The organism is Pseudomonas sp. (assembly GCF_035512415.1).
Lineage (GTDB): Bacteria > Pseudomonadota > Gammaproteobacteria > Pseudomonadales > Pseudomonadaceae > Aquipseudomonas.
In genome coordinates, this window is record NZ_DATKDZ010000038.1 from 191,157 (window position 1) to 216,211 (window position 25,055).

The window sequence follows — 25,055 nt, forward strand, 5'->3', positions numbered from 1 at the left end:
ACGAGCCATCCTGAGCCGGGATGCGCTCTACTCTGCCGGCTTGCACATCCTAGTGCAAGCTTTAGCTTTATGCGGCAGGTTGTTGAAAACTATCGACATGAACCCTGTCGTAGGCCGCCGAGCACTTTCGGCAGCCCAGAAGCAGGTTCAAGGGTGGCGCGCGACGGGCTCGCTCGGGGCCAAAGCCAGGGCCCGTTTGGCCTCGAGAAAGGTGCGCGACCAGTAGCGGTCGTCCAGGCTGTCGATCCGTACACCGCCGCTGCGGCTGCTGCTGGAGTGGATAAACTGGTTATCCCCCATATAGATACCGGCATGGCTGACCCGGCGACCGCCGTTGGTGCTGAAGAACAGCAGGTCACCCGGCTCCAACTCTTCGCGCTCAACCAGCGGGGCATCGATATTGATCATGTCGCGGGACGAACGCGGCAATTGCATGCCCAGTTCTTCCTTGAACAGGTAGCCGATAAAGCCGCTGCAATCGAAGCCCGACTTCACCGAACTGCCGCCGTAACGATAGCGGGTGCCTACCAGGGACAGGCCATGGGTCAGGATGCTGTCGGCCAGTTGAGGCAATTCGTAGGGTTTGTCGTCGGAGAAGTCCGCGAGCTCTTCCGGCTCATCGACAAAAACGGGCAACCGCTTGGCGGCGTGGCCCTGCTGTTCAGCAACAACCGGAGTTGCTACAGACGGCTGTGGCGTATGGCTGGCGCAGGCGGCCAGAGCCAGGGAAAGTGCGAGAGGCACGAGGGGTGCGAGGCATTTGAGCATGGGCACGACCGTGTCGATAAGTTCTTTAAGGGCGCGACTATGCCTTCTATGACATCGATTTGCAAATTCTATAGCACTAAATGTGACTCAGCAGTTTCGGCAAAACATCTAACGCCCGCCCTGCCAAATGGACCTCCACCAGGGCGCTCAAATCGGTGCGACTCGGGTTGATCTCCACGCTCAGGCCACCGGCCTGACGGGTGCGTAGCACGGGCTCGACGATATAGGGGAAGCTGGCGCTGGTGCCAACACTGAGTACCACCTCGAAGCCCCGGCGCACCTCATCATAAAGACGACCGATGGCCTGCTCCGGCAAAGACTCCTCGAACAACACCACCGGCGGACGCAGAATCCCGCCACATTGCCGGCACCTGGGCGGTAGCGGCCGGCTCAGGTGCTCGGCCAGCTCGGCATCGACCGCCCCGCAAGACTGGCAATACAGCGGGGCCAGCTCGCCATGGATCTCAATCACCCGCTCCATCGGGCTGCCGGCGGCGCGGTGATAGCCATCAATATTCTGGGTCAGCAACCAGCAGCCGGGCTTTCTGCGCTGCAGTTCGGCGATGGCATAGTGCCCGGCGTTGGCCTGGGCACCCAGGCAGGCCTTGCCCAGCTCGGCGAGGTACTTCCAGCACAATGCCGGGTCACGTTGCAGCATGGGCCCGGACAGCGCCGCCTCGATGGGCAAGCCCTCGGCGGTATGGCCGTTATACAAGCCGCCCAGGCCGCGGTAGGTGGGCAAGCCGGAATCGGCGGAAAGCCCGGCACCAGTGATAACCAGAATGCGCTCGGCCGCTACGATGGCCTGGGCAACACGGGCAATGGCCTCGTCCATCTCAATCTCCCGCGTAGCTGTTCAATGATTGACCGTATACGCCAGCATCATTGACAGCTGGCACAGCGGCCGGCCGCTCTGTGCCTGCCATTGATTGAACGCGGCCTGTACCGCGGCGCGGTCTCGCAGGCTGGTGGGCGGCTTGTCGATTATCTGCTGCGCCTTGAGCGCGGCGACCATGTCATCGGTAGGAACGAACGTATCCTTGCCGACCATGCGCAGAAAACGCGGCGCGGAGAGGCCGCCGAGCTGGCTGCCATGCGTGGCCAGGTACTTCCACAAGCCGACGATATCGCTCACCGGCCAGTCGGCGATCAGGGTGCCAAAGCTGCCCTTTTCCTGGCGCACATCGAGAATAAACTGTGCATTGCGCGGCACGCTCTTGAGCTTGCCCAAGTGGCGAATGATGCGCGCATCCTGCATCAGGTTTTCCAGACGCTCGCCGCCCATCAGCACGACCTTTTCCGGATCGAAGCCGAAGAACACCTGCTCGAACGCCGGCCACTTGGCGTCCACCAGGCTGTGCTTGAGGCCGGCGCGGAAGATTCGTAGGCTGAGCACCGACAGATAGCGGTCGTCGCTGATCGCACGCAACTCCTCGGCGCTGCGCGGCTGCGGCAGACGCGCCTCCAGCTCGGCGGCCGAGCCGAAGCGGTTCAGGCAGTATTCGTTAAGCCATTTATAGTCGCGCATCGGACAGTCCTTGAGCCGGGAAACCGCTGAATCAGAGATTCATCACATCGACAAAGCGCGGGGTGGCGCTGTCGTCGATCTTCAGGCTCTTGAAGTCGAACAGATTGCGATCGGCCAGCTGCGACGGCACCACATTCTGCAGGGCGCGGAACATGATCTCGGTGCGCCCCGGCGACTTGCGCTCCCAATCCTGGAGCATCTCCTTGACCACCTGACGCTGCAGGTTTTCCTGGGAGCCGCAAAGGTTGCACGGAATGATCGGGAACTCCTTGAGCTGGCTGTAGGCTTCGATATCGCTCTCGCTGCAGTAGGCCAACGGGCGGATTACCACGTTGCGGCCGTCATCGGCGCGCAGCTTGGGCGGCATGGCCTTGAGCGTGCCGCCGTAAAACATATTGAGGAAGAAGGTTTCCAGGATATCGTCGCGGTGATGCCCCAGGGCCATCTTGGTCGCGCCGATCTCATCGGCAAAGGTGTACAGCGTGCCGCGGCGCAGGCGCGAGCACAGCGAGCAGGTAGTCTTGCCTTCCGGGATCTTCTCCTTGACCACCGAATAGGTGTCCTTCTCGACGATGTGATACGGCACACCGATGGACTCCAGGTAGGCCGGCAGCACATGCTCAGGGAAACCTGGCTGCTTCTGGTCCATGTTTACCGCAACGATCTCGAACTTGATTGGCGCGACCTTCTGCAGGTGCAGCAGCACATCCAGCATGGTGTAGCTGTCCTTGCCGCCGGACAGGCAGACCATGACCTTGTCGCCATCCTCGATCATATTGAAGTCGGCAACGGCTTCGCCGGCCTGGCGACGCAGGCGTTTTTGCAGTTTGTTCTGATTGACCGAGAGGGTGCCCATGGTGCGCTGGAATCCGGAAGTCGTTGAGGATGCGGCATTTTACGCAGAAAGCGTGGCACGCCCTACCCCGCAGTTGCTGAAATGCTAGGCTCGACCGATGAACGACGATCTAGACCCCAGTCTCGACCTCTCCGAGCACATCCACCAACTGCTGCTGGCCGCCCCGGCCGGCATGGGCGAGTACCAGCTGATCCAGCAGCTCAAAGACCGCCACTGCAGCCATATCCCCCACTTGCCACTGACCGACAAGCTGGTGCTGTTTCGCACGCATTTTCTGCTGTTCAACGCGCTCTACCGCCTACGCGAGCGGCTCTGGGCCGAGGGTGCCGGCTTTGTACGGATCGACCCCCTGCATATCCAGTTGCTGCCCTATCAGCCCGGGCGCATCGAACTCGCTGAACATGATCCCTTGCGCGACTACTACCTGGACCTCGACCAGCTGCGCGCAACCGACGAGCGCGACGTGGAAAAACTTCTGGCCAGCTTCTGGACCCGCATGCAGGGCGGCGAGGAAAAACGCGCGGCGCTGGAACTGTTCGAACTGGACAACGCGCCGCAAGAACTCAGCCTCGCCATTATCAAGCACCGCTATCGCCAACTGGTCAGCCAGCACCACCCCGACCGCGGCGGTAGTACTGCCCGCCTGCAATCGATCAACAAGGCCATGGAAATCCTAGAACGCTATTACGGAAGGCTTTGAGAGTCCGATTTGCTCTAAGCAGCACCCTCCTCCTGCGCACATCGCTGCCTATACTGCGACATACGGTCGCACAGGTTCGGCCGCGTACCCGGTGGCGCTGCACATGCGCGCCGGGCACCGCGCTGGGGGGCGACCGCATAATAAGAGGAGGTGTTTGGCATGATCCATCACGTTTGGGGGCTCTTCACCCATCCCGATCAGGAATGGCAAGAAATTCGTGGCGAAGAAGAAACCATCAGCCACATGTATCTCACCCATGTATTGATTCTCGCGGCAATTCCCGCGATTTCGGCCTATATCGGCACTACCCAGGTTGGCTGGTCAATTGGTGACCGAGCACCGGTGATGCTGACCGAAGCAAGCGCACTACAGATGACCATCATGACCTACCTGGCGATGCTCGCCGGTATCGCAGTGATGGGGGCCTTTATCCACTGGATGGCGCGCACCTACGACGCCAGCCCCAATCTGACTCAGTGCGTGGTGTTCGCCGCCTACACCGCCACCCCGCTGTTTATCGGAGGTCTGGCAGCGCTCTATCCACATATGTGGCTGGCCATGGTGATGGGCACGGCAGCCATCTGCTACACGGTGTATCTGCTGTATGTCGGCATACCGACCTTTATGGGCATACCCGAGGACGAGGGCTTTATGTTCTCCAGCTCGGTACTGGCGGTAGGCCTGGTGGTACTGGTGGCGATGATTGCCACCTCGGTGATTCTCTGGGGCTTCGGGGTTGGCCCGGTCTACACCAGCTAGCAAGGCCTGATACAAACAGACGAAACCACCGCCAGGTGGTTTCGTCGTTTCAGGGCTGTGCTCGGCCTGCGCCTTGGGCATAATCGCCTACCCGCTCCTGACGACCCGCCGTCCATGCCCGAACATCTGCTCAGCCACGTCGAACGCTGCTACCAGCAGGCCGAAGCCTTTTTCAAGCGACCCTTTGCCCGCGCCGAAGTGAGTTTCAAGCTGCGTGGGCAAAAGGCCGGCGTCGCCCACCTAACGGAGAACAAGTTGCGCTTCAACCCGCAGCTGTACCGGGAAAACCGCGAAGACTTCCTCAAGCAGACGGTGCCCCACGAGGTCGCTCATCTGATCGCCCATCAGCTGTTCGGCCTGAAAATCCAGCCCCATGGCGAGGAATGGCAGCTGATCATGCGCGGCGTCTACGAGCTACCGCCCAACCGTTGCCACAGCTATGCCGTGCAGCGGCGTGCGGTCAGCCGTTATATCTACAGTTGCAGCTGCCCCCAGGGCGAATTCCCTTTCTCGGCGCAGCGTCATGCCATGGTGTCCAAGGGACGCCGCTATTACTGCCGGCGCTGCAAGGTGACCCTGAGCTATACCGGCGAACAGCGCGTCGAATAAGGCCATGCCCAGGCGTCGGCGTTTAAATGCGCAGAGCCCTGACCCTAGGGTGCGCCGCGCGCACCAACGTCGCTGCTGTTTTTTGGTGCACTCCGCGCGCCCATCGCGGCCCATCAGACCGCACTACAGAACGTAAAACAGCACCGCAACAAAGTGCATCAGGCTGCCGGCCATCACAAACAGGTGCCAGATGCCATGCCAGTGACGGAAGCGGCTGTCGTAGACAAAAAAGATGATGCCCACCGTATAGAGCACGCCACCGCCCGCCAACCAGGTAAAACCCGCGGTACCCAGCGCCGCGAGCAGAGGCTTGACCGCCACTAGCACAATCCAGCCCATCAGCGCATAGATCACGATCGACAACACCCGCGCCTCGGAGCGCGGCTTGATCTCCTGCAGCACTCCCACCAGCGCCAGCCCCCAGACCACGCCGAATAGCGACCAGCCCCAGGGGCCGTAGAGGGTAACCAGGCAGAACGGCGTATAGCTGCCGGCGATCAGCAGGTAGATCGACAGATGATCGAGCTTGCGCATCACCACCTTTGCCCGGCCCTGCAGGCTGTGGTACAGGGTCGAGATGCTGTAAAGCAGCACCAGGGTCATACCGTAGATGGCCACGCTGACGATCTTGCGCGGCTCACCGTCCAGGCTCGCCAACACCAGCAACCAGACAGCCCCGACACAGGCCAGAACGGCTCCGATCAGATGAGTCCAGGCATTGAATCTTTCACCCTGATACATAGTTTCCGTTCCCCAAACGGCCATAGCGGCGCGGATGCTGCAGGCTTATGACTGAAAACGCAGCGTTTTGCGAACCCAAAACGCCACGCCGCAGCGCCTCGGGTAGAGAAAAACCATGGATTGTCAGCAAAGCATGCAACAGTACCGGCCTGGCGACTGTCATAACCCTGGATGCCTTGCCCCATCGAGTATCTGCCCCTGGTTGCCCAAAATCGCAAGGACCCGTCGATGATCGAACCCATACTACTCAGCACCGCCCGGATTTCCACCTTCAACCAGCAGTGCCTGCGCACCAACGCCAGCAGCTTCTTCTTCGAGCGCGATGAACGACTGTTTCTGGTCACCAGCCGCCACGTGATGCTGGATGCCGACAGCGAGCATTTTCCCGACCGGATCGAGATCGAACTGCATACCGACGCTAACAACATGGCGCAGTCCATCGGCTTCTCAGTGCCCCTGTACCGCGATGGCCAGAGCCTCTGGCGGCAAGGTAATGACGCCACCGGCGAGATCGACGTGGCAGTGATCGAACTGGAACGTGCGGCACTGCCGGACACCATGGTCTACCGCGCCTTCACCCCAGAGCACCTGTTGCAGGCCAGCGATCAGGTCGAAGTGGGCTGCTCCCTGCTGGTGGTTGGCTTCCCCCTGGGCTTTCACGACCAGCTGCACCATATGCCCGTGGTACGCCAGGCGGTGATCGCCTCCTCCTTCGGCCTGCGCTTTCAGGGCGAGGGTTATTTCCTCAGCGATGCCCGCACCCACCGCGGCACCAGCGGTGCCCCTGTGGTCACCCGGGCAGAGGCCAACCGCGCGGAACGCCTCGGCGATCTGCCCTGGCTGCTACTGGGCGTGCATTCGGCGCGGCTGGACGTCGGCACCCGCGACCTCAAGCTGGATGAGGCCCTGGGCCTTAACTGCACCTGGTATGCCGATATTCTGCTGACGCTGACCGAGCACTAAAGCCGGCAGCTGTGGTGCCCCCCGCTTACGCCACGACCTTGTTGGCCTTTAGCTCGGCAATCCGTTCAGCCGAGTAGCCCAGCTCGGCCAGCACCTGCTCGGTATGCGCGCCCAATGCCGCGCCGATATGGCGGGGCGCTGGCAACCCCGAGGAGAACTTGATCGGGCAGGCGATCTGCCGCTGCGGCTCACTGCCAGCCCGCGGCACTTCGGTGACCAGGCCGCGAGCCTTGATCTGCGGGTGCTCAACCGCTTCGCTGAGGTTGAGCATCGGTTCCACGCAGGCATCCAGGCCGGCGAACACCTGGCCCCACTCGGCAAAATCGCGTTTCTCGAACTCGATTTCGATCTCGCGTTTAAGCGCCTGCTGATCTTCGGGCTTCTGCGACAGGCCACGCGCGGCCAGTTCCGGGCGGCCGATGGCGGCGCAGAACTGCTGCATAAACTGCGGCTCCAGGCTGCCGACCGAGAACCAGCGGCCATCGCGGGTGCGGTAGTAGTCGTAAAAGCTGCCGCCATTGAGCGCCTGGTTTTCCATCGCAGGCTCCACACCCGCCGCCAGATATCCCGCGCCGGCCATGCCGTGCAGGCTGAAGGCGCAGTCGGTCATGCTGATATCGACCTGCTGGCCCTGCCCCGTGGCCTGACGCTGGATTACCGCAGCGAGAAGGCCGATCACCCCATGCAGCGAGCCGCCGGCAATATCTGCCGCCTGGATGCCCAGCGGCAACGGCCCGGTTTCACGCCGCCCGGTATAGCTGGCGATACCGGCCAGGGCCAGGTAGTTGATGTCGTGGCCGGCGCGGTCTTTGTACGGGCCACTCTGGCCGTAGCCGGTGATCGACACATAGATCAGCTTCGGGTTGATCGCCTTCAGCGCTTCATAGCCGACGCCAAGCTTGTCCATTACCCCCGGGCGAAACTGCTCCAGCACGATGTCGTACTCGGCCACCAGCTGCTTGACCATCGCCACCGCCTCGGACTGTTTCAGGTCCAGGGCGATGCAGCGTTTGTTGCGATTGAGATAGGCATGGCTGGCCGACACGCCGCCGTCATGCGGCGGCAGCACGCGCACCAGATCCATGCGCGAAGGCGACTCAACCCGCAGCACTTGCGCGCCCATATCGGCCAGCAGCAAAGAGGCAAACGGCCCCGGCAACAGGGTGGAGAAATCCAGGACTTTCAGTGACGACAGCGGGCCTGACATAACAGCTCCTTTGGATCTAAATCGGTATTTGGAAAGCCGCATCGACACCTGTAGGAGCCAGCTTGCTGGCGATCAATGACCATATAACAGCATCGTCGGAGTGCCGAGCCACAGCAAGCTGGCTCCTACAAAAGCACACGCCTCACTGCCAATGCAGCGGCTGCTTGGCATCCAGTTCGCTTAGCTGATCGGCAAAGCGTGCTTCCAGTACGTTGCGGCGGATCTTCATGGTCGGGGTCATACAGCCGTTGTCCACGGTCCAGGCCTCGCGCACCAGCACAAAATGGCTAAGCCGCTCGTGGGCCTCAAGCTGGGCATTAAGCTGCGCCAGGGTCTGCAGCAGATCGGCCGTCACCCGCTCGCGGGCGTGCTCGCGAGCCGCCGGCGACAGTTCGATCAGCGCTAGCGGCTGATCCAGGTTGCTGCCCATCAGGCACACCTGCTCAACCCAGAGGTTCTTGGCGATCTCGCCTTCAATCGGTGCAGGGGCGATGTACTTGCCCTTGCTGGTCTTGAAGATATCCTTCACCCGCCCGGTAATTTTCAGGTAACCGGCCGCATCCACCTCGCCCTTGTCACCGGTATGCAGCCAGCCGTCGCTGATGGTTTCTGCGGTTTTCTCCGGGTCCTGGTAGTAGCCCAGCATCAGGCTCGGGCAGCACAGGAGGATTTCGCCATTCTCGGCGATGCGCAATTCATTGCCCGGCATCGGCCGGCCCACGGTGCCGAAACGCACCTGCCCCGGCCGGTTGAAACAGCCATAGGCCAGGTGCTCGGTCATGCCGTAGCCCTCGCAGATGGTGATGCCGATGCTCTGATACCAATCGAGTAACGCGCGCGGAATCGCCGCCGCGCCGCTGACCAGAATACGCGCGCGATCCAGCCCCAGGCCCTTGCGAATTTTGCGCGCCACCAGGCCGCCAATCAGCGGAATACCCAGCAACCGCGCCAGCTTGGGCTGCGGCAATTTCTCCAGCACGCCCTGCTGAAAGCGCGTCCACAGGCGCGGTACGGAGAAGAACACGGTCGGCCGCACATGGCGCAGATCGTTGGCAAAAGTCTCCAGCGACTCGACAAAAGCCACCCGCCCACCGCTATACAGCGCATTCATCTCCACCAGAAAGCGCTCGGCGGCATGCGACAGCGGCAGGTAGGAGAAATACTGATCCTGCTCGGTAATCTGCAGCTCATTCACCGAACGCCCGCCGGCAATGGCAAACGCCTTGGCCGAAAGCATCACGCCCTTGGGCTGACCGGTGGTGCCGGAGGTATAGAGGATGCTCAGCAACTCATCCGGCAACTGCGAATGACCGTCGCGTAACGGCTGATGCGCCGCCAGCAGCACCTGCCAATTGTGCTGCGCCTCGATAGTCGGATAAGGCATGGCGATGCGTATGACTTCAGCCGGAATGCCCGGCGCGAGCTTGGCCGGCTCATCCAGCTTGCCGAGAAAGATCGCCTTGCACTGCGAATGGCGCAGCACGTAATCAATGCTTTCGGCCGACTGCAACGGATATAACGGCACGCTGACCAGCCCTGCGAGCATGATCGCCAGATCGGCGATGATCCACTCGGCGCAGTTCTTCGCCAGCAGCGCGACCCGATCACCCGGCGCGCAATCCAGCGCCAGCAAGGCCGTGGCCATACGCCGCGCCTGATCATCCACCTGGGCCCAGGTGAAGTCATGCCACTGGCCGTTTACCGGCTGGCTAAGCCAGACCGCATCGGGGCGTTTCTCAACCCAGAGCGCCAGGCGCTCCAGGGGCAGTTGATCATCCATGTGCAGACCTCTTGTTGTTATTGTCTGTCTCGCCTCTGCTCAGCCACTAGCCCTCGATCAGAGCTTCATCCCACGACTGATGATCTCTTTCATGATCTCCGAGGTGCCGGCGAAGATGCGCTGGATGCGCGCGTTCGCGTACATCTTGCAGATCGGATACTCCCACATATAACCCCAGCCGCCGTGCAGCTGCACCCCCTCATCGACCACCTTGCACAGCAGCTCGGTGGTAAACAGCTTGGCCTCGGCAGCCACTTCCGGGGTGAGTTTCTTCTCGTTGTGATCGGTTACGCAGCGGTCGACAAACACCTGCGCCACGTCGATCTGCGTGCGCATTTCCGCCAGCTTGAAACGGGTGTTCTGGAAGTGCGAGATCGGCCGGTCGAAGGCCTTGCGCTCGCGCACGTAATTGATGGTCACCTGCAACGCCGCCTCGGCCGCCGCCACCGCGCCGCAAGCGTTGGTCAGGCGTTCCTGGGCGAGCATGTTCATCAGGTAGAAGAAGCCGCCCTTGGCGTCGCCCAGCAGGTTGGCCTTGGGCACCTTGACGTTATTGAAGAACAGCTCGGCGGTGTCCTGGCTCTTCATGCCGAGCTTTTCCAGGTTCTTGCCGCGCTCGAAACCTTCCATCCCGCGCTCAACCAGAAACAGGCCCATGGCGTGTTTGTTGGCCGGATCGGTCTTGGCCGCCACGATCACCACATCGGCCAGCAGGCCGTTGGAGATAAACACCTTGGAGCCGTTGAGCACGTAGTGATCGCCCTGATCCACCGCGCTGGTGCGCATACCGGCCAGGTCGGAACCGGCGCTCGGTTCGGTCATCGCCACCGCCAGAATCAGCTCACCACTGATGATGCCCGGCATAAAGCGCGCCTTCTGCTCGGCATTGCCGTACTCGGCGATATAGGGGCCGCACAGCGCCGAGTGCAGTGGCAGCATAAAGCCCGGCTCGTTAATCTTCGCCAGTTCCTCGCACATGATCTGCTCGTAACGGAAGTCCTTGAGCCCAGCACCGCCGTACTCCTCATCCGCCCAGGGCAGCAGAAAGCCCATGTCACCGGCCTTCTTCCACACCTCACGACTGACCACGCCGGCCGCTTCCCATTCGTCCTGATGCGGCACCACTTCCTTTTTCAGAAAGGCAGCGAACGCGTCGCGGAACATATTGTGTTCGATGTCGAAAATAAGGCGCTGCATGCGGGTGTGCTCCCTGAGCTGAAGTCGTACAGCAGGTTAGGCCCCACGCCCCCGCCGCCTCAATGACCCATGCGCTCAGCCTGGATTGACTCAATCGCTCGACCGGCTTGTCGGCGGCGCAATCAGCTGCCTACCATCGGCGAACAGGCCGTTGAAAAACTACCTGCGTTGGCAATACTGCGTTAAAAACGGCCTCAAAATGCTCATTTACAGCACGTAAACTCCGCTTTTTCGGCCGTTTTTGCCTTGTCTTGCCTGCCTCGCCAACATTTTTCAACGGCCTGCTAACCCACTAGGAACCGTCATGCGCGAACGCACCATCGCCAGCCATTTTGTCCGCGCCGCCCTGCGTGGGGCCGAGCGCCAGGGCCACGACTGCACACCGCTGCTGCGCCAACTGGGCATCCAACCCGCCCTGCTCGACGAGCCCCGCGCACGGGTCGCCCCAGAACAGTTCGCCCGCCTGGTGCAACTGCTGTGGGAAAGCCTGGACGACGAATACCTGGGCTTTGGCCGCCTGCGCAGCAAGCGCGGCACCTTCGCCATGATGTGTTACGCCATCATCCACTGCCGCTCGCTGGAAAAGGCCCTGGGCCGTGGCGCGCTGTTCTACAGCCTGTTCCCCGAAGCCCCGACCATTAGCATCCAGCGCGAAGGCGACTGGGCGCGACTGACCGTGGACGACTCAACGCTGTGGGACCCCGACCACTTTCTAGTGGAAAGCCTGCTGGTGATCTGGCATCGCCTCGGCAGCTGGCTGATCGGCCAGCGCATCCGCCTGGAAGAGGCCACCTTCAGCTATACCCAGCCCGCCCATGCCGGCGAATACGAACTGCTGTTCCCCTGCACCCGGCGCTTCTCGGTCGAGCGCACCAGCCTGCTGTTCCAGGCCCGCTACCTGACCATGCCGCTGCTGCAGGACGAACGCACCCTCAAGCAATTCCTCCAGCACTCCCCTGCCGACCTGCTGGCCCGCCCGGATGGCGGCGACAGCCTGACCAGCCAGATCCGCCGCCTGCTCGGCCGCGACTGCAGCAACTGGCCGGACCTGGATGCCGTCGCCCAGCAACTGCATATGAGCCCACAAACCCTGCGCCGGCATTTGCGTGAGGAAGGGTCGAGTTTTCAGGAACTCAAAGACCACCTGCGCCGCGACCTGGCGATTTACCACCTGGGGCGCGATGAATTGGCGATTCAGGACATTGCCGAACAGCTGGGCTTCTCCGAGCCGTCGGCGTTTCATCGTGCGTTTAAAAAATGGACGGGGCTAACGCCGGGGGCTTATCGGGCGCAGGAGGGGTGAGGGTTGGGCGGGCTTGATGTTTGCGACGCGCAATGCATTAAGGTCGGGGCATCTGGATGGCCAGCAGCCATCTGATAATTTGATCTCTATTCCTTTACCATAAAAAATCTGTCCTCTTTTCCATGTTTTCCACCGCTTGTATCGCCCACTTATAGTTAGAACCTATCCTCCTAGAGAACTCACGAAATGCGCGGCCCCTGCATCCTCTGTCTAAAGCCTGCTGAACCGCTGACCGAAGAGCATATCTTTCCCGAAGCCGCCGGCGGAAACATTGCAAAGTACATTCTCTGTAAACCTTGCAACGATAAATTAGGGCACTGGGTAGATGCACCTTATGTGGACCAAAAGCACATTCAACTCGCCCGTGTTACATACAAAATTCCGGGAAAGAGGGGGAACATTCCGCAGCCGTTTTCAGACACTTACTCTATAGATGGCTTCGACAGCCAACTGAAGGTCAAGCTGGATAAAAACTTTGCACCACGAGTGGTGCGTCAAGCACCGAAGATATGGGTTACAGAGGATGGAGAGATTGGCCTCAGCCTATCCTTAGATATCACGGACAGGAAAGACATTCCGAAAATTATCAGAACGGTACTCTCACGATTCTTCAAATCAGAGGCGGGCATACGTCTCGAATGGTCCGATGATAAAAAGGAAAGTGCAATTCAAAGATCAATAGACGGGGCTCATAAAATTGAACCAAGATCCGAGCAGATTCAATCCCCCCTGCATGGCAGTTGGACAATCGAACTCAAGGCCTTATTTACCGAATATGTAAAAGTCATCTATGAAATTTGCTACTTAGAGTTCGGCTCAGCCTTCATCGATAGTTTGTCAGGAGAGCGACTTCGAGCTTTTCTTACAGCTCAGTGCTGCGATGAACCAGAGCCATGGGAGCTAATTGACATGGCTAAGCATCTAAATATTGCCCCGCAGGTTCCACCAAATCTTGATGATTTTATTAAGCATCTCACAAACGGCAATCCATATACCCATCATCTAGCCATAGTAACACCAGCCGGAGTGGTGTGTTCTATGCTCGGCATGGGAGCCATTTTCCATATTAGGGATCTCGTTCGAACTCTGGGAGCGACGGACGTTGCAACGGTCTATATCAGCAGCATCACTGAGGGCAAGTCCGGGATATTCTCTCTTGATGAACTACTGGTTGACCACCAATAAATTTAGAACTGCTGTTTCGACTTCTCATCTTTCTCTTTAACAGCTATCGCGCAGACGAAGTTCTAATCGCCTTCAGCTCGTAGGATGGGTTGAGCAACGCGATACCCATCAAATTGCTGTGGTGGAAAACGCTTCGCGGTTTTCCACCCTACGCCGCCGCAAACGGCCGTTATGTTTGGTTAACCCAGGCGTTTCGTGCAGGCGACGCGAGGATAGAAGTGTTTGGGCTTTTGTAGGGTGCGCCGTGCACACCACCGACAATCGTTATCTACGAGCAGGCAAAGCCCCCCTCTCACTCACTGGCAAGCAACCGCTCAATGGTCGCGCGCAGTTCCGGATGCTCCGGCACCTGAATGGCGAATTCATCGCGCAGCACTTTAAGCACCGCATCGGCATCCTGCAGCTGCACACGCTGGCTGGGTTCGCCCAGGCGATGGATGGCGAAGCTGCCGTTGTTCAGGGTCTTGCGCAGGCGATGCCCGGTGCGGGCCACCATAAGTCGGCCGAGAAATGGCGAGTCCGGATGAGTGGACACGTACCAGCTGCCAACCGTGTAATCGATCTCCGCCACCGCTTGCAGGTCGAACAGGTACATGGCCCGCCAGCTGTCGGCTACCAGGGCGCGCAAGGTGTAGGCGCCGTCGACCAGGGTAAGTCGGAAAGGCTCATGCGGGGTGCTTTGCTGCGCTTCGCTGTCCAGCAGCAGGGGGCCGGTCGGCACCATGCCGCCGAAGCCCACATCGACGATATAGCGCACGCCCTCGATAGTCACCAGCACCAGCATATGCGTGCGGGCAGTCTGCGCGTCTTCCGGCCCGTCCATGACCACTCGCCCGGTCAGGCCGCGCGCCTCGAAGCCCAGCGCCTGCAACAACAGCAGAAACAGCTGATTAAGCTCAAAGCAATAACCGCCGCGCCCCTGGCACAGCAGCTTGTCCTGCACGCTAGGCAGGTCGACGTGCACCGGGGCATAGAGCATCGACGACAGGGTTTCAAAGGGGAATTCAGCGGTGTGGCGCAACTGCAGCTCGCTCAGGGTTGCCAGGGCCGGCGGCGGTGCCGACGAGTAACCCAGGCGTTTGAGGTACGTATCCACTTCCAGCATGAACGGCTCGTTCATTGAGGTTTCTCCTTTTCTACCTGCCGAACCTTTTACCAGAACAGCTGCTGGGATAGGCGAATAAACGCAGCTCAAAGCCAAATCGCAGCAACAGCATCAAAAGCTCGCGGCTAAAGCCCCCTCTACAGGGCTGGCGTCATGCCTTCAGAAGAAAAGTGTCGAACCCTGACGGGGTGACGCCCTCTAAAACTATCTCTAGTGGAGGAAATATCTTATGAGCCAACTACCCGAGCCCGTCTTGCAGGCCATGCAACGCGGCGAGCACGACCAGGCCATTCGCATGCTCAGCCTGAATCAGGGCATTAGCCAGGAAGCCGCCCAAGAGCAGATGAATCTCTATCTCGAAGAGAACCCGCCGGTTCGCCTGCGCGGTGCCGGTATCGTCGCGCTGAGCAGGACCAACGCCCTGATCTGGCTGGGCCTGATCGTGCTGATGGTGGTGGTTTATCTGCTGCTAGCGAGCTAAGTACCCAGGATGGGCGGGCCGCGTAAGGCCGACGTTATGCCTCAATCACTCAGCCGCAGCCACCGCGGTTTGCCGCCTTACAATTTGCGTACGCTGATTCCGGCGGCGACAAACAGCGCGGCCAGTACCGCTAGCATCGACTGCCACAAAGGCATCGCCCACAAACTGCCGGATATGAGCGGCGTACAGGGTGGTAAAGGCCCACGGAAAGCCGTTACAGGCTGCATAGGGCTTGTGTAGGGTGGATGACGCTTTATCCATCCACCACTTATGCGGACGTCTTGCAGGACGAAAATCTCACCCATCCTGTCTGTAGAGGCAGCGGGGACGCCTAGTCCATGCCCGCGAAACGCAATCGCGGACAAGTCCGCTCCTACATGGCCAGTGCATATCGTGTTCAGGAACCGGTGAGCGTAGGGCACTCAACGCCGCCTAGGCAGTGGGCAGCAAAAGCCCGCGGCCTAAGTCGGTGCGCACGGCGCACCCTACCCATTGCATGCGACATCTGACGGGTATCTAGCCCTGGTAAAGCCCCGCTGCAAAAAAGCACGATGCCAGTCACCTGCTGCAAGATTGCGCGGCTTACGCTGATCAGTCCCCTCGCCCCTCAGGGGAAAGGGTTAGGGAGAGGGGCAAGAGGTCGCAAACCACGTCTGGCATTACCATGCCTAACGGGGCCATAGCTGCAAAAAAAAACGGGAGCCCAAACGGGCTCCCGTACTCATTCTCAGAGAAATGCCGGCACAAACCTGAGTCCGCGCCTGCTACAACCTCACCTGCACTGCCGAAGCAATGCAGCCAGCAGTGTGGCAAAAAACTCCTGGGCGCTTCGTGTCGCTTTGTTGTGCCATTGCAAAGAAATGTAAAGCGCAAGCCGACTGGCCGCCGCCGCCGCGGCACGGCAGAATGACGCGATGAACAGAGCCTACCTGCCCGCCTGCTGCGCCCCCCTGGACGCTGCCTGGCCACTGCCGCACCCCTTGCCTGGGGTGCAACTGATCAGCACCCGCTTCGATCCAACCCAACTGGATGCAGCCGACTTCAACCATTGCAGCATTGCCCCGGTACCCGGCGTGGCCAAGCGCCAGGCGGAATACCTGGCCGGACGGCTGTGCGCCCGTGAAGCCCTGCAGCGGCTGACCGGTACGGCCAGTGTGCCGGCCAGCGGAGCCGACCGCGCGCCGCAGTGGCCAAGCGGTATTGCCGGCTCGATCAGCCATGGCGGCGGCTGGGCCGGGGCCATAGTTGGTCACCGCCACACCTGGCGAGGGCTGGGGCTGGACGTGGAAAAACTGCTGCCCGCCGCCCGCGCCGAACGCCTGGCCGCGGAAATTCTCACCCTGGCCGAACTGCTGCGCCTCGACAGCCTGCCCGCCGCACAGCGAGCGCAGCGTATCAGCCTGACCTTCTCGCTCAAGGAAAGTCTGTTCAAGGCGCTCTACCCGCAGGTGCTGCGCCACTTCTATTTCCAGGATGCCGAACTGCTGAGCTGCGATAGCGAACAAAAGGCGCGCCTGCGCCTGCTGATCGATCTGCATGCCGACTGGCCCGCCGGCAGCGAAGTACAGGGCCAGTTCGCCGAGTTCGATGGTTATCTGCTCAGCCTGGTCAGCATCCCGCGCTAAGCGATTGCATACAAACAATGCTGGCAGGCGATCACGGCCCCGAAAGCTCGCCGCTAAAGCGCCTCCCACAACATGAAACTGCCGCCTGAGGCAAAACCGTGGGAGGGGCTTCAGCCGCGACAAGCGCCTCACGCTTATGCGATTGCCCTGACAAGCAGCGTTGCGGCACAACAGCGCCTTTAGCAAATCCGCTAAACTCCGGCCATTGCCGCCTGGAGTACCACATGCGTGACTCACTGAACCAAGGCCTGATCGAATTCCTCAAGGCCTCGCCCTCCCCCTTCCACGCCACCCGCAGCCTGGCCCAGCGCCTCGAGGCCGCAGGTTTTCAGCAGCTGGACGAACGCGCCAGCTGGCATACCGAAGCCGGTGGCCGCTATTACGTAACCCGTAACGACTCCTCGATCATTGCCTTCAAGCTGGGCAAGCGTTCGCCCGTGGAAGGCGGTATCCGCCTGGTCGGCGCGCACACCGACAGCCCCTGCCTGCGGGTCAAGCCGCAGCCGGAGCTGCAGCGCCTGGGCTTCTTCCAGTTGGCGGTGGAGGTCTATGGCGGTGCCCTGCTCGCGCCCTGGTTCGACCGCGACCTGTCCCTGGCCGGCCGCGTGACCTACCGCCGCGACGGCAAGGTGGAAAGCCAGCTGATCGACTTCCAGGACCCCATCGCCACCATTCCCAACCTGGCCATTCACCTCAACCGTGAAGCCAACCAGGGCTGGGCGATCAATCCGCAGACCGAGCTGCCGCCGATCCTGGCGCAGCTGGCCGATCCCGAGGCGGCGGATTTTCGCGCCCTGCTCACAGAGCAACTGGCCCGCGAGCACGACTTCAGCGCCGATGCCGTGCTCGACTATGAACTGAGCTTCTACGACACCCAGAGTGCCGCGGTCATCGGCATCAATCGCGACTTTATCGCCGGCGCGCGCCTGGACAACCTGCTGTCCTGCTACGCCGGCCTGCAGGCCCTGCTCGCCGCCCCGGACGAGGAAAGCTGTGTGCTGGTGTGCAGCGACCACGAGGAAGTGGGCTCCTGCTCGGCCTGCGGTGCCGACGGCCCGATGCTCGAACAGGTGCTGCGCCGGGTACTGCCCGACGGCGACGACTTTGTACGCAGCATCCAGCGCTCGCTGCTGGTTTCCGCCGACAACGCCCATGGCGTACACCCCAACTACCCGGACAAACACGACGAAAACCACGGCCCCAAGCTCAACGCAGGCCCGGTGATCAAGATCAACAGCAACCAGCGCTACGCCACCAACAGCGAAACCGCCGGTTTCTTCCGTCATCTATGCCTGGAAAATGAAGTGCCGGTGCAGAGCTTCGTCACCCGCAGCGACATGGGGTGCGGCTCGACCATCGGCCCGATCACCGCCAGCCAGCTGGGCGTGCGCACCGTGGATATCGGCCTGCCGACCTTCGCCATGCACTCGATCCGCGAACTGGCCGGCAGCCATGACCTGGCGCATCTGGTCAAAGTGCTGACGGCGTTTTACGCCAGCGCCGAGCTGCCTTGATGCTGACGGGGAGCTGTTTGTGCGGTGCGCTGGCCTACAGCGTCGCGCGCCTGGACAAGCCCATTGGTCACTGTCACTGCCTGACGTGCCAGAAAGCTCATGCAGCCCCGTTCGCCACTACGGCTGGCGTGCTGCGTGAGGATTTTCGCTGGCTGCGTGGTGAAGACAAGCTCTCCAGCTATGAGTCTTCGCCGGGAAAGCTGCGCCACTTCTGTTCGGTCTGCGGCTCTCAGCTGGTTGCTGAACGACCTGCCCAGCCCCATGTGATCATCCGCGTGGCCACGCTGGATCAGGACCCCGGCGAACGTCCTACCCAGCATATCTGGACCAGCCACGACCGACCTTGGCTGGCAACCGAAGCGCTGCCTAGCCATGACGAGTGGCCACCAGGCCGCTAAATCACTCCGGCACCTCGACGCTTACATGCAGAGCGTCGTGGCGCCAGAACTCCAGGTCGCAATCGATCAGGCGGCCATGCTGATCGCGGTTGATCCGCACGATACGCAGCGCCGGGCTGCCCACTGCCACTTTCAACGCCGCCGCGGCTTCGCTGTGCAGGGCCGTGGGCACCATATCGAAACGCACCCGGCCGTAATGAATGGCGTATTCGCTGGCGTATAGCTCGGTCAGCGAACGGGTCAGGTCGAAATCGAGAATGCCGGCGAAGTAGTTGGGGTTGAGGTAGTGCTCGACATAAAGCACCAGCCGCCCATCGATGCGCCGCGCGCGGCGAATCTGGTAGACGCTGGACAGCGCCGGCAAGGCCAGGATCTGGCAGATCTCGGCGCTGGCCGGAATCAGCCGCGCGCTCAGCACTTCGGTGGCCGGCACCCGGCCCTGCTCGCCGACCATGGCATGGAAATGGCTGCGCACCAGCGGGTTGTAGGCCACCCGCGGCGGCGAGACAAACCAGCCGCGACGCTCCTCGCGGTAGATCAGACCCTGGGCCTCGAGCTGGCCCAAGGCCTCGCGCAGGGTAATGCGGGTGGTATCGAATACTTCACTGAGCTTACGCTCGGCCGGCAACTGGCTGCCGGAAGGCAGCAGACCATGTTCGATCTGCTCCTCCAGTGCCCGGCATATGGCAGTGACTGCCCGCGGCGCTTCATCGCGCATCAAGACCTCCAAGATTGGACTAGTCCAGCCCCATTCCAGGGCATAAAACGGCTTACGCAGCCGAGACAACTCTGTTGCAAGTTTAAGCAATCTAGATGACCGCGCCGTGACAGTTTTCCGGCAAGGCCAGCACAAACCCAGCAATCCCTCGTCTGCAGGCGGGTAATCACCTGCTTATTCATGGTCTACGCTTGTCATTCGCCAGTCTGGCGAAGGGTTTGCAGATCGGCAAATAGCCAACTTACATAAAACTGTCATTTAACTGGCCTAAATTGGCCTGGGTCTTGCTGATCTAGACCAGAACTTTTCACCGCACGCACTTTGATCGCAAAGGAGTTTCCAATGAAACAACTGCTGCTGGCCTCCCTGATGGGCTCGGCCATTGCTCTGGCCACCTCGGCCATGGCTGCTGAAACGGACTTGCAAGCACTGGAACAAGCCGCGCGCGCCGAAGGCGCGGTGAACAGTGTGGGCATGCCGGACAGCTGGGCCAACTGGAAAGACACTTGGGTTGACCTGAACAAGCTGTATGGCTTGAAGCATATGGACACCGACATGAGCTCGGCCCAGGAGATCGCCAAGTTCGCCGCTGAAAAAGACAACGCCACCGCCGATATCGGCGACGTCGGCGCGGCCTTCGGCCCCATCGCCGTACAGCAAGGCGTAACCCAACCGTACAAGCCAAGCACCTGGGAGCAGATTCCAGCCTGGGCCAAGGACACCGACGGCCACTGGATGCTCGCCTACACCGGTTCCATCGCCTTTATCGTCAACAAGCAGCTGGTCAAGGATATTCCGCGCTCCTGGGCTGATCTGAAAAAGGGCACCTATAAAGTCTCTGCCGGCGATGTCAGCACCGCCGCCCAAGCAGTAAACGGCGTACTGGCTGCCGCCATCGCCATGGGTGGCGATGAAAGCAACGTCAAACCGGCTCTGGAATTCTACGGCGAGCTGGCCAAGCAAGGCCGTCTGTCGCTGGCCAACCCGACCATCCAGACCCTGGAAAAAGGTGAAGTGGAAGTTGGCGTGGTGTGGGACTTCAACGGCCTGAGCTACCGCGACCAGATCGACCCCGAGCGTTTCGAGGTGCTGATCCCTTCCGATGGTTCGGTGATCTCCGGCTACAGCACCATCATCAACAAGTGGGCGAAGAACCCCAACGCCGCCAAACTGGCGCGTGAGTACATCCTCAGCGACGCCGGCCAGATCAACCTGGCCAAGGGCAACGCCCGGCCGATCCGCGCCGAGCACATCGAGCTGCCAGCCGAAGTGCAATCCAAGCTGCTGCCGCAGGAGCAATACGCCAAGGTCCAGCCAATCAAAGATGCCGCCGCCTGGGAGAACACCTCCAAGGCCCTGCCACGCCTGTGGCAGGAACACGTCATTATCAATATGAACTAAACCACAGAACCGTAGCCCGGATGCAATCCGGGGCACTCACCAAATGCGCCCCCGGATTGCATCCGGGCTACGGCTGACAAGAGAGAAGTAAATGAATCACAACGTCATCCTGGTGGTACTCGATGGTCTGAATTACCAGGTGGCCGAGCACGCACTGGGGCATCTGCAGGCTTACTGCCACGCCGGACGCGCCGCGCTGTACAAACTCGACTGCGAACTGCCGGCATTGTCCCGGCCGCTGTACGAGGCGATTCTCACCGGTGTTGCGCCTATCGACAGCGGCATCGTGCACAACGAGGTGGTGCGCCTGTCGAATCAGCGCAGTATCTTCCATTACGCCCGCGACGCTGGTCTGACGACCGCCGCGGCGGCCTATCACTGGGTCAGCGAGCTGTATAACCGCGCGCCCTTCGTCGCGGCCCGCGATCGCCATACCAGCGATGCGGCCCTGCCGATCCAGCATGGCCATTTCTACTACGCCGACCATTACCCGGATTCACACCTGTTCGCCGACGCGGAAAGCCTGCGCCTGCGCCACCAGCCGAATTTCCTCCTGGTACACCCGATGAATATCGACGACGCCGGCCACAAGCATGGCCTCGACAGCGCGCAGTACCGCAACAGCGCGCGCCGGGCCGATGTGCTGCTGGCCGACTATATCCAGCCCTGGCTGGATGCCGGCTACCAGATTCTGGTCACCGCCGACCACGGCATGAACAATGACCGCAGCCACAACGGCCTACTGCCGGAAGAGCGCGAAGTGCCGCTGCTGGTACTCGGCAGCGCCTTTAGCCTCGACCCCAACGCCCAACCCAAGCAGCTGGAGTTGTGCGGCACGGTCTGCCAATTGCTCGGTATCACCCACGACAAACCCTTCTGCCGGGAGCTTTTGCAGTGATCAAAGCCCTTCGTGGCAAGTGGCTGGCCATCTTGTGCCTGCTGCCGTTTGCCCTGTTCTTTATTGCCTTTCAGGTCGCGCCGCTGCTCTGGGTCGCCAGTAATAGCCTGAACACCAGCGATGGCTGGGGGCTGGGCAACTTCAGGGAAGCCTTCGCCTCTCCGTTCTACCGCCAGGCGATCCGCCACAGCCTGGAGGTGAGTTTCTGGTCAAGCCTGATCGGCATCAGCATCGCCATTCTCGGCAGCTACTCGCTGCGTCAGGTCGACAGCCGGCTGCGCGACTTCGTGATGGCGTTTTCCAATATGACCAGCAACTTCTCCGGGGTGCCGCTGGCCTTCGCCTTTATCATTCTGCTGGGTTTCAACGGCGCGCTGACCATCCTGCTCAAGCAGGCGGGGATCATCGAGGATTTCAACCTCTACTCGAAAACCGGCCTGATCGTGCTCTACAGCTACTTCCAGATTCCCCTCGGTGTACTGCTGCTCTACCCCGCCTTCGATGCCCTGCGCGAAGACTGGCGCGAATCCGCTGAATTACTAGGCGCGAGCAACTGGCAGTTCTGGCGGCATATCGGCCTGCCGGTGCTGACCCCGGCACTGCTCGGCACCTTCGTGATTCTGCTGGCCAACGCCCTGGGTGCCTATGCCACGGTGTATGCGCTGACCACCGGCAACTTCAATATCCTGCCGATCCGTATCGCCGCCATGGTCTCCGGCGACATCTTCCTCGACCCGAATATGGCCAGCGCCCTGGCGATGATTCTGGTTGGCCTGATGACCCTGATCACCATCGTCCATCAATGGCTGCTGCGCAGGAGCTACCATGTCGCCCGCTGAAAAACGCTCGCCACTGTTCCACCAGTTGGTGGTCTATGCGCTGTTTATGATCCTGCTGCTGCCGCTGCTGGGCACCCTGCTCTACTCGCTGTCGACCAGCTGGTCGGCGAGCATTCTGCCCAGTGGCCTGACCTTCAAGTGGTACCTGGCGCTGTGGAGCGATGCTCGCTTTCTCACCGCCTTCGGCCGTTCGCTGCTGGTGTGCTTTGCCGCCCTGGTGCTGGCGCTGGTGTTGATCCTGCCGCTGTTGTTCGTGGTCAACTACCACTTCCCCAAGCTCGACAGCCTGATGAATGTGCTGATCCTGCTGCCGTTCGCCATTCCCCCGGTGGTGTCCTCGGTGGGCCTGATGCAGCTGTTCGCCGGCGGCCCGTTGCCGATCCTCGGCACCCCCTGGATCCTTATCGGCACCTACTTCACCATCGCCCTGCCCTTTATGTACCGGGCGATCAGCAACAACCTGCAGGCGATCAATCTGCGCGACCTGATGGACGCCGCCCACCTGCTGGGTGCCAGCACCTGGCGCGCGGCCTTTATGGTGGTGCTGCCGAACCTGCGCAAGGGCCTGATGGTTTCGGTGTTCCTCTCCTTCAGCTTCCTGTTCGGTGAGTTCGTCTTCGCCAACCTGCTGGTGGGCAGCCGCTACGAAACCCTGCAGGTGTACCTCTACAACATGCGCAACGACAGCGGTCACTTCACCAGCGCCCTGGTGATTTCCTATTTCATGTTCGTGCTGCTGATGACCTGGGCGGCCAACCGCCTGAATAAGGACAAGTCATGAGTTATCTGAGTATCCAAGGCCTGCACAAGAATTACGGTTCAACCGCGATCTTTAGCGATATCAACTGCGAGATCGCCAAGGGCGAATTTATCACCCTGCTCGGCCCGTCCGGCTGCGGCAAATCCACCCTGCTGCGCTGCATCGCCGGCTTAACCGGGGTCAATGGCGGGCAAATTCTGCTCGACGGCGAGGATCTAGTGCCCGTCGCCCCGCAAAAGCGCGGCATCGGCATGGTGTTTCAGAGCTATGCGCTGTTCCCCAATATGACCGTGCAGCAGAACGTCGCCTTCGGCCTGCGTATGCTCAAGGTCAAAGGCAGCGAAGCCGAGCAGCGGGTCAAACAGGCTCTGGAAATGGTCGAGCTCAACGACTTTGCCGGCCGCTACCCGCAGCAACTGTCCGGCGGCCAGTGCCAGCGCGTGGCCCTGGCCCGCTCGCTGGTCACCCGCCCGCGCCTGCTGTTGCTCGACGAGCCGCTGTCGGCCCTGGATGCGCGGATTCGCAAACACCTGCGCGAACAGATCCGCAACATCCAGCAGGAACTGGGCCTGACCACCATCTTCGTCACCCATGACCAGGAAGAAGCCCTGGTCTTGAGCGACCGTATCTTCCTGATGAACGCCGGCAAAATCGTCCAGAGCGGCGATGCCGAGACCCTCTACACCGCCCCGGCCGATGCCTTTGCCGCCGGTTTTATCGGCAACTACAACCTGCTCGATGCGGCGACCGCCAGCCATCTGCTCGGCCGACCAATCGGCAGCCGTGTGGCGATCCGCCCGGAAGCCATTCAGATAGGCGCGCAAGGCAGCATCCAGGCGCAAATCCGCAGCCACAGCCTACTCGGCAACGTGATTCGTTACCGCGTCGAGGCTCGTGGCGTCGAACTGCTGGTCGATGTGCTGAATCGTTCGGCCAGCGATATGCACGCCAGCGGCCAGCACATCAACCTGAACATCGAAGACAACGCAATTTGTGAGGTGGCCTGATGGCCCTGGCAATATTCGACCTGGACGAAACCCTGATCGGCGGCGACTGCGCCAGCCTGTGGAGCCAGGAAATGGTCAAGCTCGGCTGGGCCGATGGCGACAGCTTTATCGCCCATGAACAGGAGCTGATGCGCCAGTACGCCGCCGGCAGCCTGGCCATGGAAGACTATATGGCCTTTACCCTCTCGCCCCTGGTCGGGCGCACCGCCGAGGAAGTCGCCCATGTGGTCGAGCCCTTTGTCGAGGACGTGATCGAGCCGATCTTCTACAGCGACGCCACCCGCTGCCTGGCCAACCACCGCGCTGCCGGCGACCGCCTGCTGGTGATTTCCGCCTCGGCACACTTTCTGGTCAGCGCCATCGCCGCACGCCTGAATGTCGAAGAAGTGCTGGCCATCGACCTGGAGCAACAGCACGGCCACTACAGCGGCCGCACCCAGGGCGTAATGACCTACCGCGAAGGCAAGGTCACGCGCCTGCACGCCTGGCTGCAAGAACACGACGAAACCCTCGACGGAGCCTACTTCTACTCCGACTCGCGCAACGACCTGCCGCTGCTGCAAGTGGTCGACAAGCCCCATGTGGTCAACCCCGACCCGACGCTGTTGCAGCACGCCCAGCAGGCCGGCTGGCCGATCCTTAGCTGGCGTTGATTGGCCAGCCGCTGAATGCAAAAGACCCACACCTGTGGGCCTTTTGCTATGCGCTCGGGT

General features: G+C 61.0%; 26 protein-coding genes. 16 read left to right on the forward strand and 10 right to left on the reverse strand.

Annotated elements, in window-relative coordinates; genetic code table 11:
* Positions 1-147: 147 nt before the first annotated feature.
* The 4 genes from VMP31_RS18000 to ttcA all read right to left on the reverse strand — a co-directional run bounded on the left by VMP31_RS18000 (position 148) and on the right by ttcA (position 3,152).
* Positions 148-768: a C40 family peptidase gene (locus tag VMP31_RS18000; protein ID WP_325509078.1), complete on the reverse strand. Its 621-nt coding sequence runs from the start codon at positions 766-768 to the stop codon at positions 148-150.
* A gap of 76 nt (positions 769-844) precedes the next feature.
* The gene (locus tag VMP31_RS18005; protein WP_325509079.1) at positions 845-1,603 is read right to left on the reverse strand and encodes an NAD-dependent deacylase; all 759 of its coding nucleotides are present in this window, start codon (positions 1,601-1,603) and stop codon (positions 845-847) included.
* 21 nt (positions 1,604-1,624) lie between these two features.
* Positions 1,625-2,296 carry a DNA-3-methyladenine glycosylase I gene (locus VMP31_RS18010; protein ID WP_325509080.1) on the reverse strand — a complete coding sequence of 224 codons (672 nt, stop codon included), beginning with the start codon at positions 2,294-2,296 and terminating at the stop codon, positions 1,625-1,627.
* Positions 2,297-2,327: 31 nt separating this feature from the next.
* Positions 2,328-3,152 (reverse strand): tRNA 2-thiocytidine(32) synthetase TtcA, encoded by an 825-nt coding sequence (ttcA, locus tag VMP31_RS18015; protein WP_325509081.1) that lies wholly within the window; start codon positions 3,150-3,152, stop codon positions 2,328-2,330.
* A gap of 97 nt (positions 3,153-3,249) precedes the next feature.
* Here ttcA and VMP31_RS18020 point away from each other — a divergent pair, with 97 nt between their 5' ends.
* The 3 genes from VMP31_RS18020 (at position 3,250) to VMP31_RS18030 (ending at position 5,220) form a co-directional block, all read left to right on the forward strand.
* Positions 3,250-3,852, forward strand: a complete 603-nt coding sequence (locus VMP31_RS18020; RefSeq protein WP_325509082.1) for a DNA-J related domain-containing protein — start codon at positions 3,250-3,252, stop codon at positions 3,850-3,852.
* A 159-nt stretch (positions 3,853-4,011) separates the two neighbouring features.
* Entirely contained in the window at positions 4,012-4,611 is a 600-nt protein-coding gene (locus tag VMP31_RS18025) for a Yip1 family protein (protein ID WP_325509083.1), read from the forward strand.
* 114 nt (positions 4,612-4,725) lie between these two features.
* Positions 4,726-5,220: a SprT family zinc-dependent metalloprotease gene (locus VMP31_RS18030; protein WP_325509084.1), complete on the forward strand. Its 495-nt coding sequence runs from the start codon at positions 4,726-4,728 to the stop codon at positions 5,218-5,220.
* 123 nt (positions 5,221-5,343) lie between these two features.
* Here VMP31_RS18030 and trhA read toward each other — a convergent pair whose 3' ends face one another.
* Positions 5,344-5,961 (reverse strand): PAQR family membrane homeostasis protein TrhA, encoded by a 618-nt coding sequence (trhA, locus tag VMP31_RS18035; RefSeq protein ID WP_325509085.1) that lies wholly within the window; start codon positions 5,959-5,961, stop codon positions 5,344-5,346.
* Between the two features lie 228 nt (positions 5,962-6,189).
* Between trhA and VMP31_RS18040 the strand changes: the two genes are divergently transcribed.
* Positions 6,190-6,924 (forward strand): serine protease, encoded by a 735-nt coding sequence (locus VMP31_RS18040; RefSeq protein ID WP_325509086.1) that lies wholly within the window; start codon positions 6,190-6,192, stop codon positions 6,922-6,924.
* A gap of 25 nt (positions 6,925-6,949) precedes the next feature.
* Here VMP31_RS18040 and VMP31_RS18045 read toward each other — a convergent pair whose 3' ends face one another.
* The 3 genes from VMP31_RS18045 to VMP31_RS18055 all read right to left on the reverse strand — a co-directional run bounded on the left by VMP31_RS18045 (position 6,950) and on the right by VMP31_RS18055 (position 11,108).
* On the reverse strand, positions 6,950-8,131 hold the full coding sequence (locus VMP31_RS18045; protein WP_325509087.1) for a CaiB/BaiF CoA-transferase family protein: 1,182 nt from the start codon (positions 8,129-8,131) through the stop codon (positions 6,950-6,952).
* A 142-nt stretch (positions 8,132-8,273) separates the two neighbouring features.
* Complete coding sequence (locus VMP31_RS18050) at positions 8,274-9,911, reverse strand: AMP-binding protein (RefSeq protein WP_325509088.1); 1,638 nt, start codon at positions 9,909-9,911, stop codon at positions 8,274-8,276.
* 57 nt (positions 9,912-9,968) lie between these two features.
* Positions 9,969-11,108 (reverse strand): acyl-CoA dehydrogenase family protein, encoded by a 1,140-nt coding sequence (locus VMP31_RS18055; protein WP_325509089.1) that lies wholly within the window; start codon positions 11,106-11,108, stop codon positions 9,969-9,971.
* A 304-nt stretch (positions 11,109-11,412) separates the two neighbouring features.
* On the opposite strand from VMP31_RS18055, the gene VMP31_RS18060 reads away from it, so the two are divergent.
* Positions 11,413-12,411 carry an AraC family transcriptional regulator gene (locus VMP31_RS18060; protein ID WP_325509090.1) on the forward strand — a complete coding sequence of 333 codons (999 nt, stop codon included), beginning with the start codon at positions 11,413-11,415 and terminating at the stop codon, positions 12,409-12,411.
* Between the two features lie 186 nt (positions 12,412-12,597).
* A complete protein-coding gene (locus tag VMP31_RS18065) occupies positions 12,598-13,596 on the forward strand; it encodes an HNH endonuclease (RefSeq protein WP_325509091.1) in 999 nt (332 codons plus the stop codon).
* A gap of 292 nt (positions 13,597-13,888) precedes the next feature.
* On the opposite strand, the gene VMP31_RS18070 is transcribed toward VMP31_RS18065, so the two are convergent.
* On the reverse strand, positions 13,889-14,716 hold the full coding sequence (locus tag VMP31_RS18070; RefSeq protein WP_325509092.1) for an arylamine N-acetyltransferase family protein: 828 nt from the start codon (positions 14,714-14,716) through the stop codon (positions 13,889-13,891).
* A 214-nt stretch (positions 14,717-14,930) separates the two neighbouring features.
* Here VMP31_RS18070 and VMP31_RS18075 point away from each other — a divergent pair, with 214 nt between their 5' ends.
* The 4 genes from VMP31_RS18075 to VMP31_RS18090 all read left to right on the forward strand — a co-directional run bounded on the left by VMP31_RS18075 (position 14,931) and on the right by VMP31_RS18090 (position 18,719).
* A complete protein-coding gene (locus VMP31_RS18075) occupies positions 14,931-15,182 on the forward strand; it encodes a hypothetical protein (protein WP_325509093.1) in 252 nt (83 codons plus the stop codon).
* A gap of 914 nt (positions 15,183-16,096) precedes the next feature.
* Positions 16,097-16,807, forward strand: coding sequence for a 4'-phosphopantetheinyl transferase family protein (locus VMP31_RS18080; RefSeq protein ID WP_325509094.1), 711 nt, complete (start codon positions 16,097-16,099; stop codon positions 16,805-16,807).
* Positions 16,808-17,031: 224 nt separating this feature from the next.
* Positions 17,032-18,321, forward strand: coding sequence for a M18 family aminopeptidase (locus VMP31_RS18085; RefSeq protein ID WP_325509095.1), 1,290 nt, complete (start codon positions 17,032-17,034; stop codon positions 18,319-18,321).
* Positions 18,321-18,719 carry a GFA family protein gene (locus VMP31_RS18090; RefSeq protein ID WP_325509096.1) on the forward strand — a complete coding sequence of 133 codons (399 nt, stop codon included), beginning with the start codon at positions 18,321-18,323 and terminating at the stop codon, positions 18,717-18,719. The genes VMP31_RS18085 and VMP31_RS18090 overlap by 1 nt, the downstream gene beginning before the upstream one ends.
* Position 18,720: 1 nt before the next feature.
* Here VMP31_RS18090 and VMP31_RS18095 read toward each other — a convergent pair whose 3' ends face one another.
* Positions 18,721-19,437, reverse strand: a complete 717-nt coding sequence (locus VMP31_RS18095) for a UTRA domain-containing protein (protein ID WP_325509097.1) — start codon at positions 19,435-19,437, stop codon at positions 18,721-18,723.
* A gap of 342 nt (positions 19,438-19,779) precedes the next feature.
* On the opposite strand from VMP31_RS18095, the gene VMP31_RS18100 reads away from it, so the two are divergent.
* The 6 genes from VMP31_RS18100 to VMP31_RS18125 all read left to right on the forward strand — a co-directional run bounded on the left by VMP31_RS18100 (position 19,780) and on the right by VMP31_RS18125 (position 24,995).
* On the forward strand, positions 19,780-20,838 hold the full coding sequence (locus tag VMP31_RS18100; RefSeq protein WP_325509098.1) for an ABC transporter substrate-binding protein: 1,059 nt from the start codon (positions 19,780-19,782) through the stop codon (positions 20,836-20,838).
* Positions 20,839-20,929: 91 nt separating this feature from the next.
* Complete coding sequence (locus tag VMP31_RS18105; protein ID WP_325509099.1) at positions 20,930-21,736, forward strand: alkaline phosphatase family protein; 807 nt, start codon at positions 20,930-20,932, stop codon at positions 21,734-21,736.
* Entirely contained in the window at positions 21,736-22,575 is an 840-nt protein-coding gene (locus VMP31_RS18110) for an ABC transporter permease subunit (RefSeq protein WP_325509469.1), read from the forward strand. Before VMP31_RS18105 ends, VMP31_RS18110 begins: the two co-directional genes overlap by 1 nt.
* Entirely contained in the window at positions 22,562-23,356 is a 795-nt protein-coding gene (locus tag VMP31_RS18115) for an ABC transporter permease (RefSeq protein WP_325509100.1), read from the forward strand. Before VMP31_RS18110 ends, VMP31_RS18115 begins: the two co-directional genes overlap by 14 nt.
* A complete protein-coding gene (locus VMP31_RS18120) occupies positions 23,353-24,342 on the forward strand; it encodes an ABC transporter ATP-binding protein (RefSeq protein WP_325509101.1) in 990 nt (329 codons plus the stop codon). Before VMP31_RS18115 ends, VMP31_RS18120 begins: the two co-directional genes overlap by 4 nt.
* Positions 24,342-24,995 carry an HAD family hydrolase gene (locus tag VMP31_RS18125; RefSeq protein ID WP_325509102.1) on the forward strand — a complete coding sequence of 218 codons (654 nt, stop codon included), beginning with the start codon at positions 24,342-24,344 and terminating at the stop codon, positions 24,993-24,995. The genes VMP31_RS18120 and VMP31_RS18125 overlap by 1 nt, the downstream gene beginning before the upstream one ends.
* Positions 24,996-25,055: the final 60 nt, after the last annotated feature.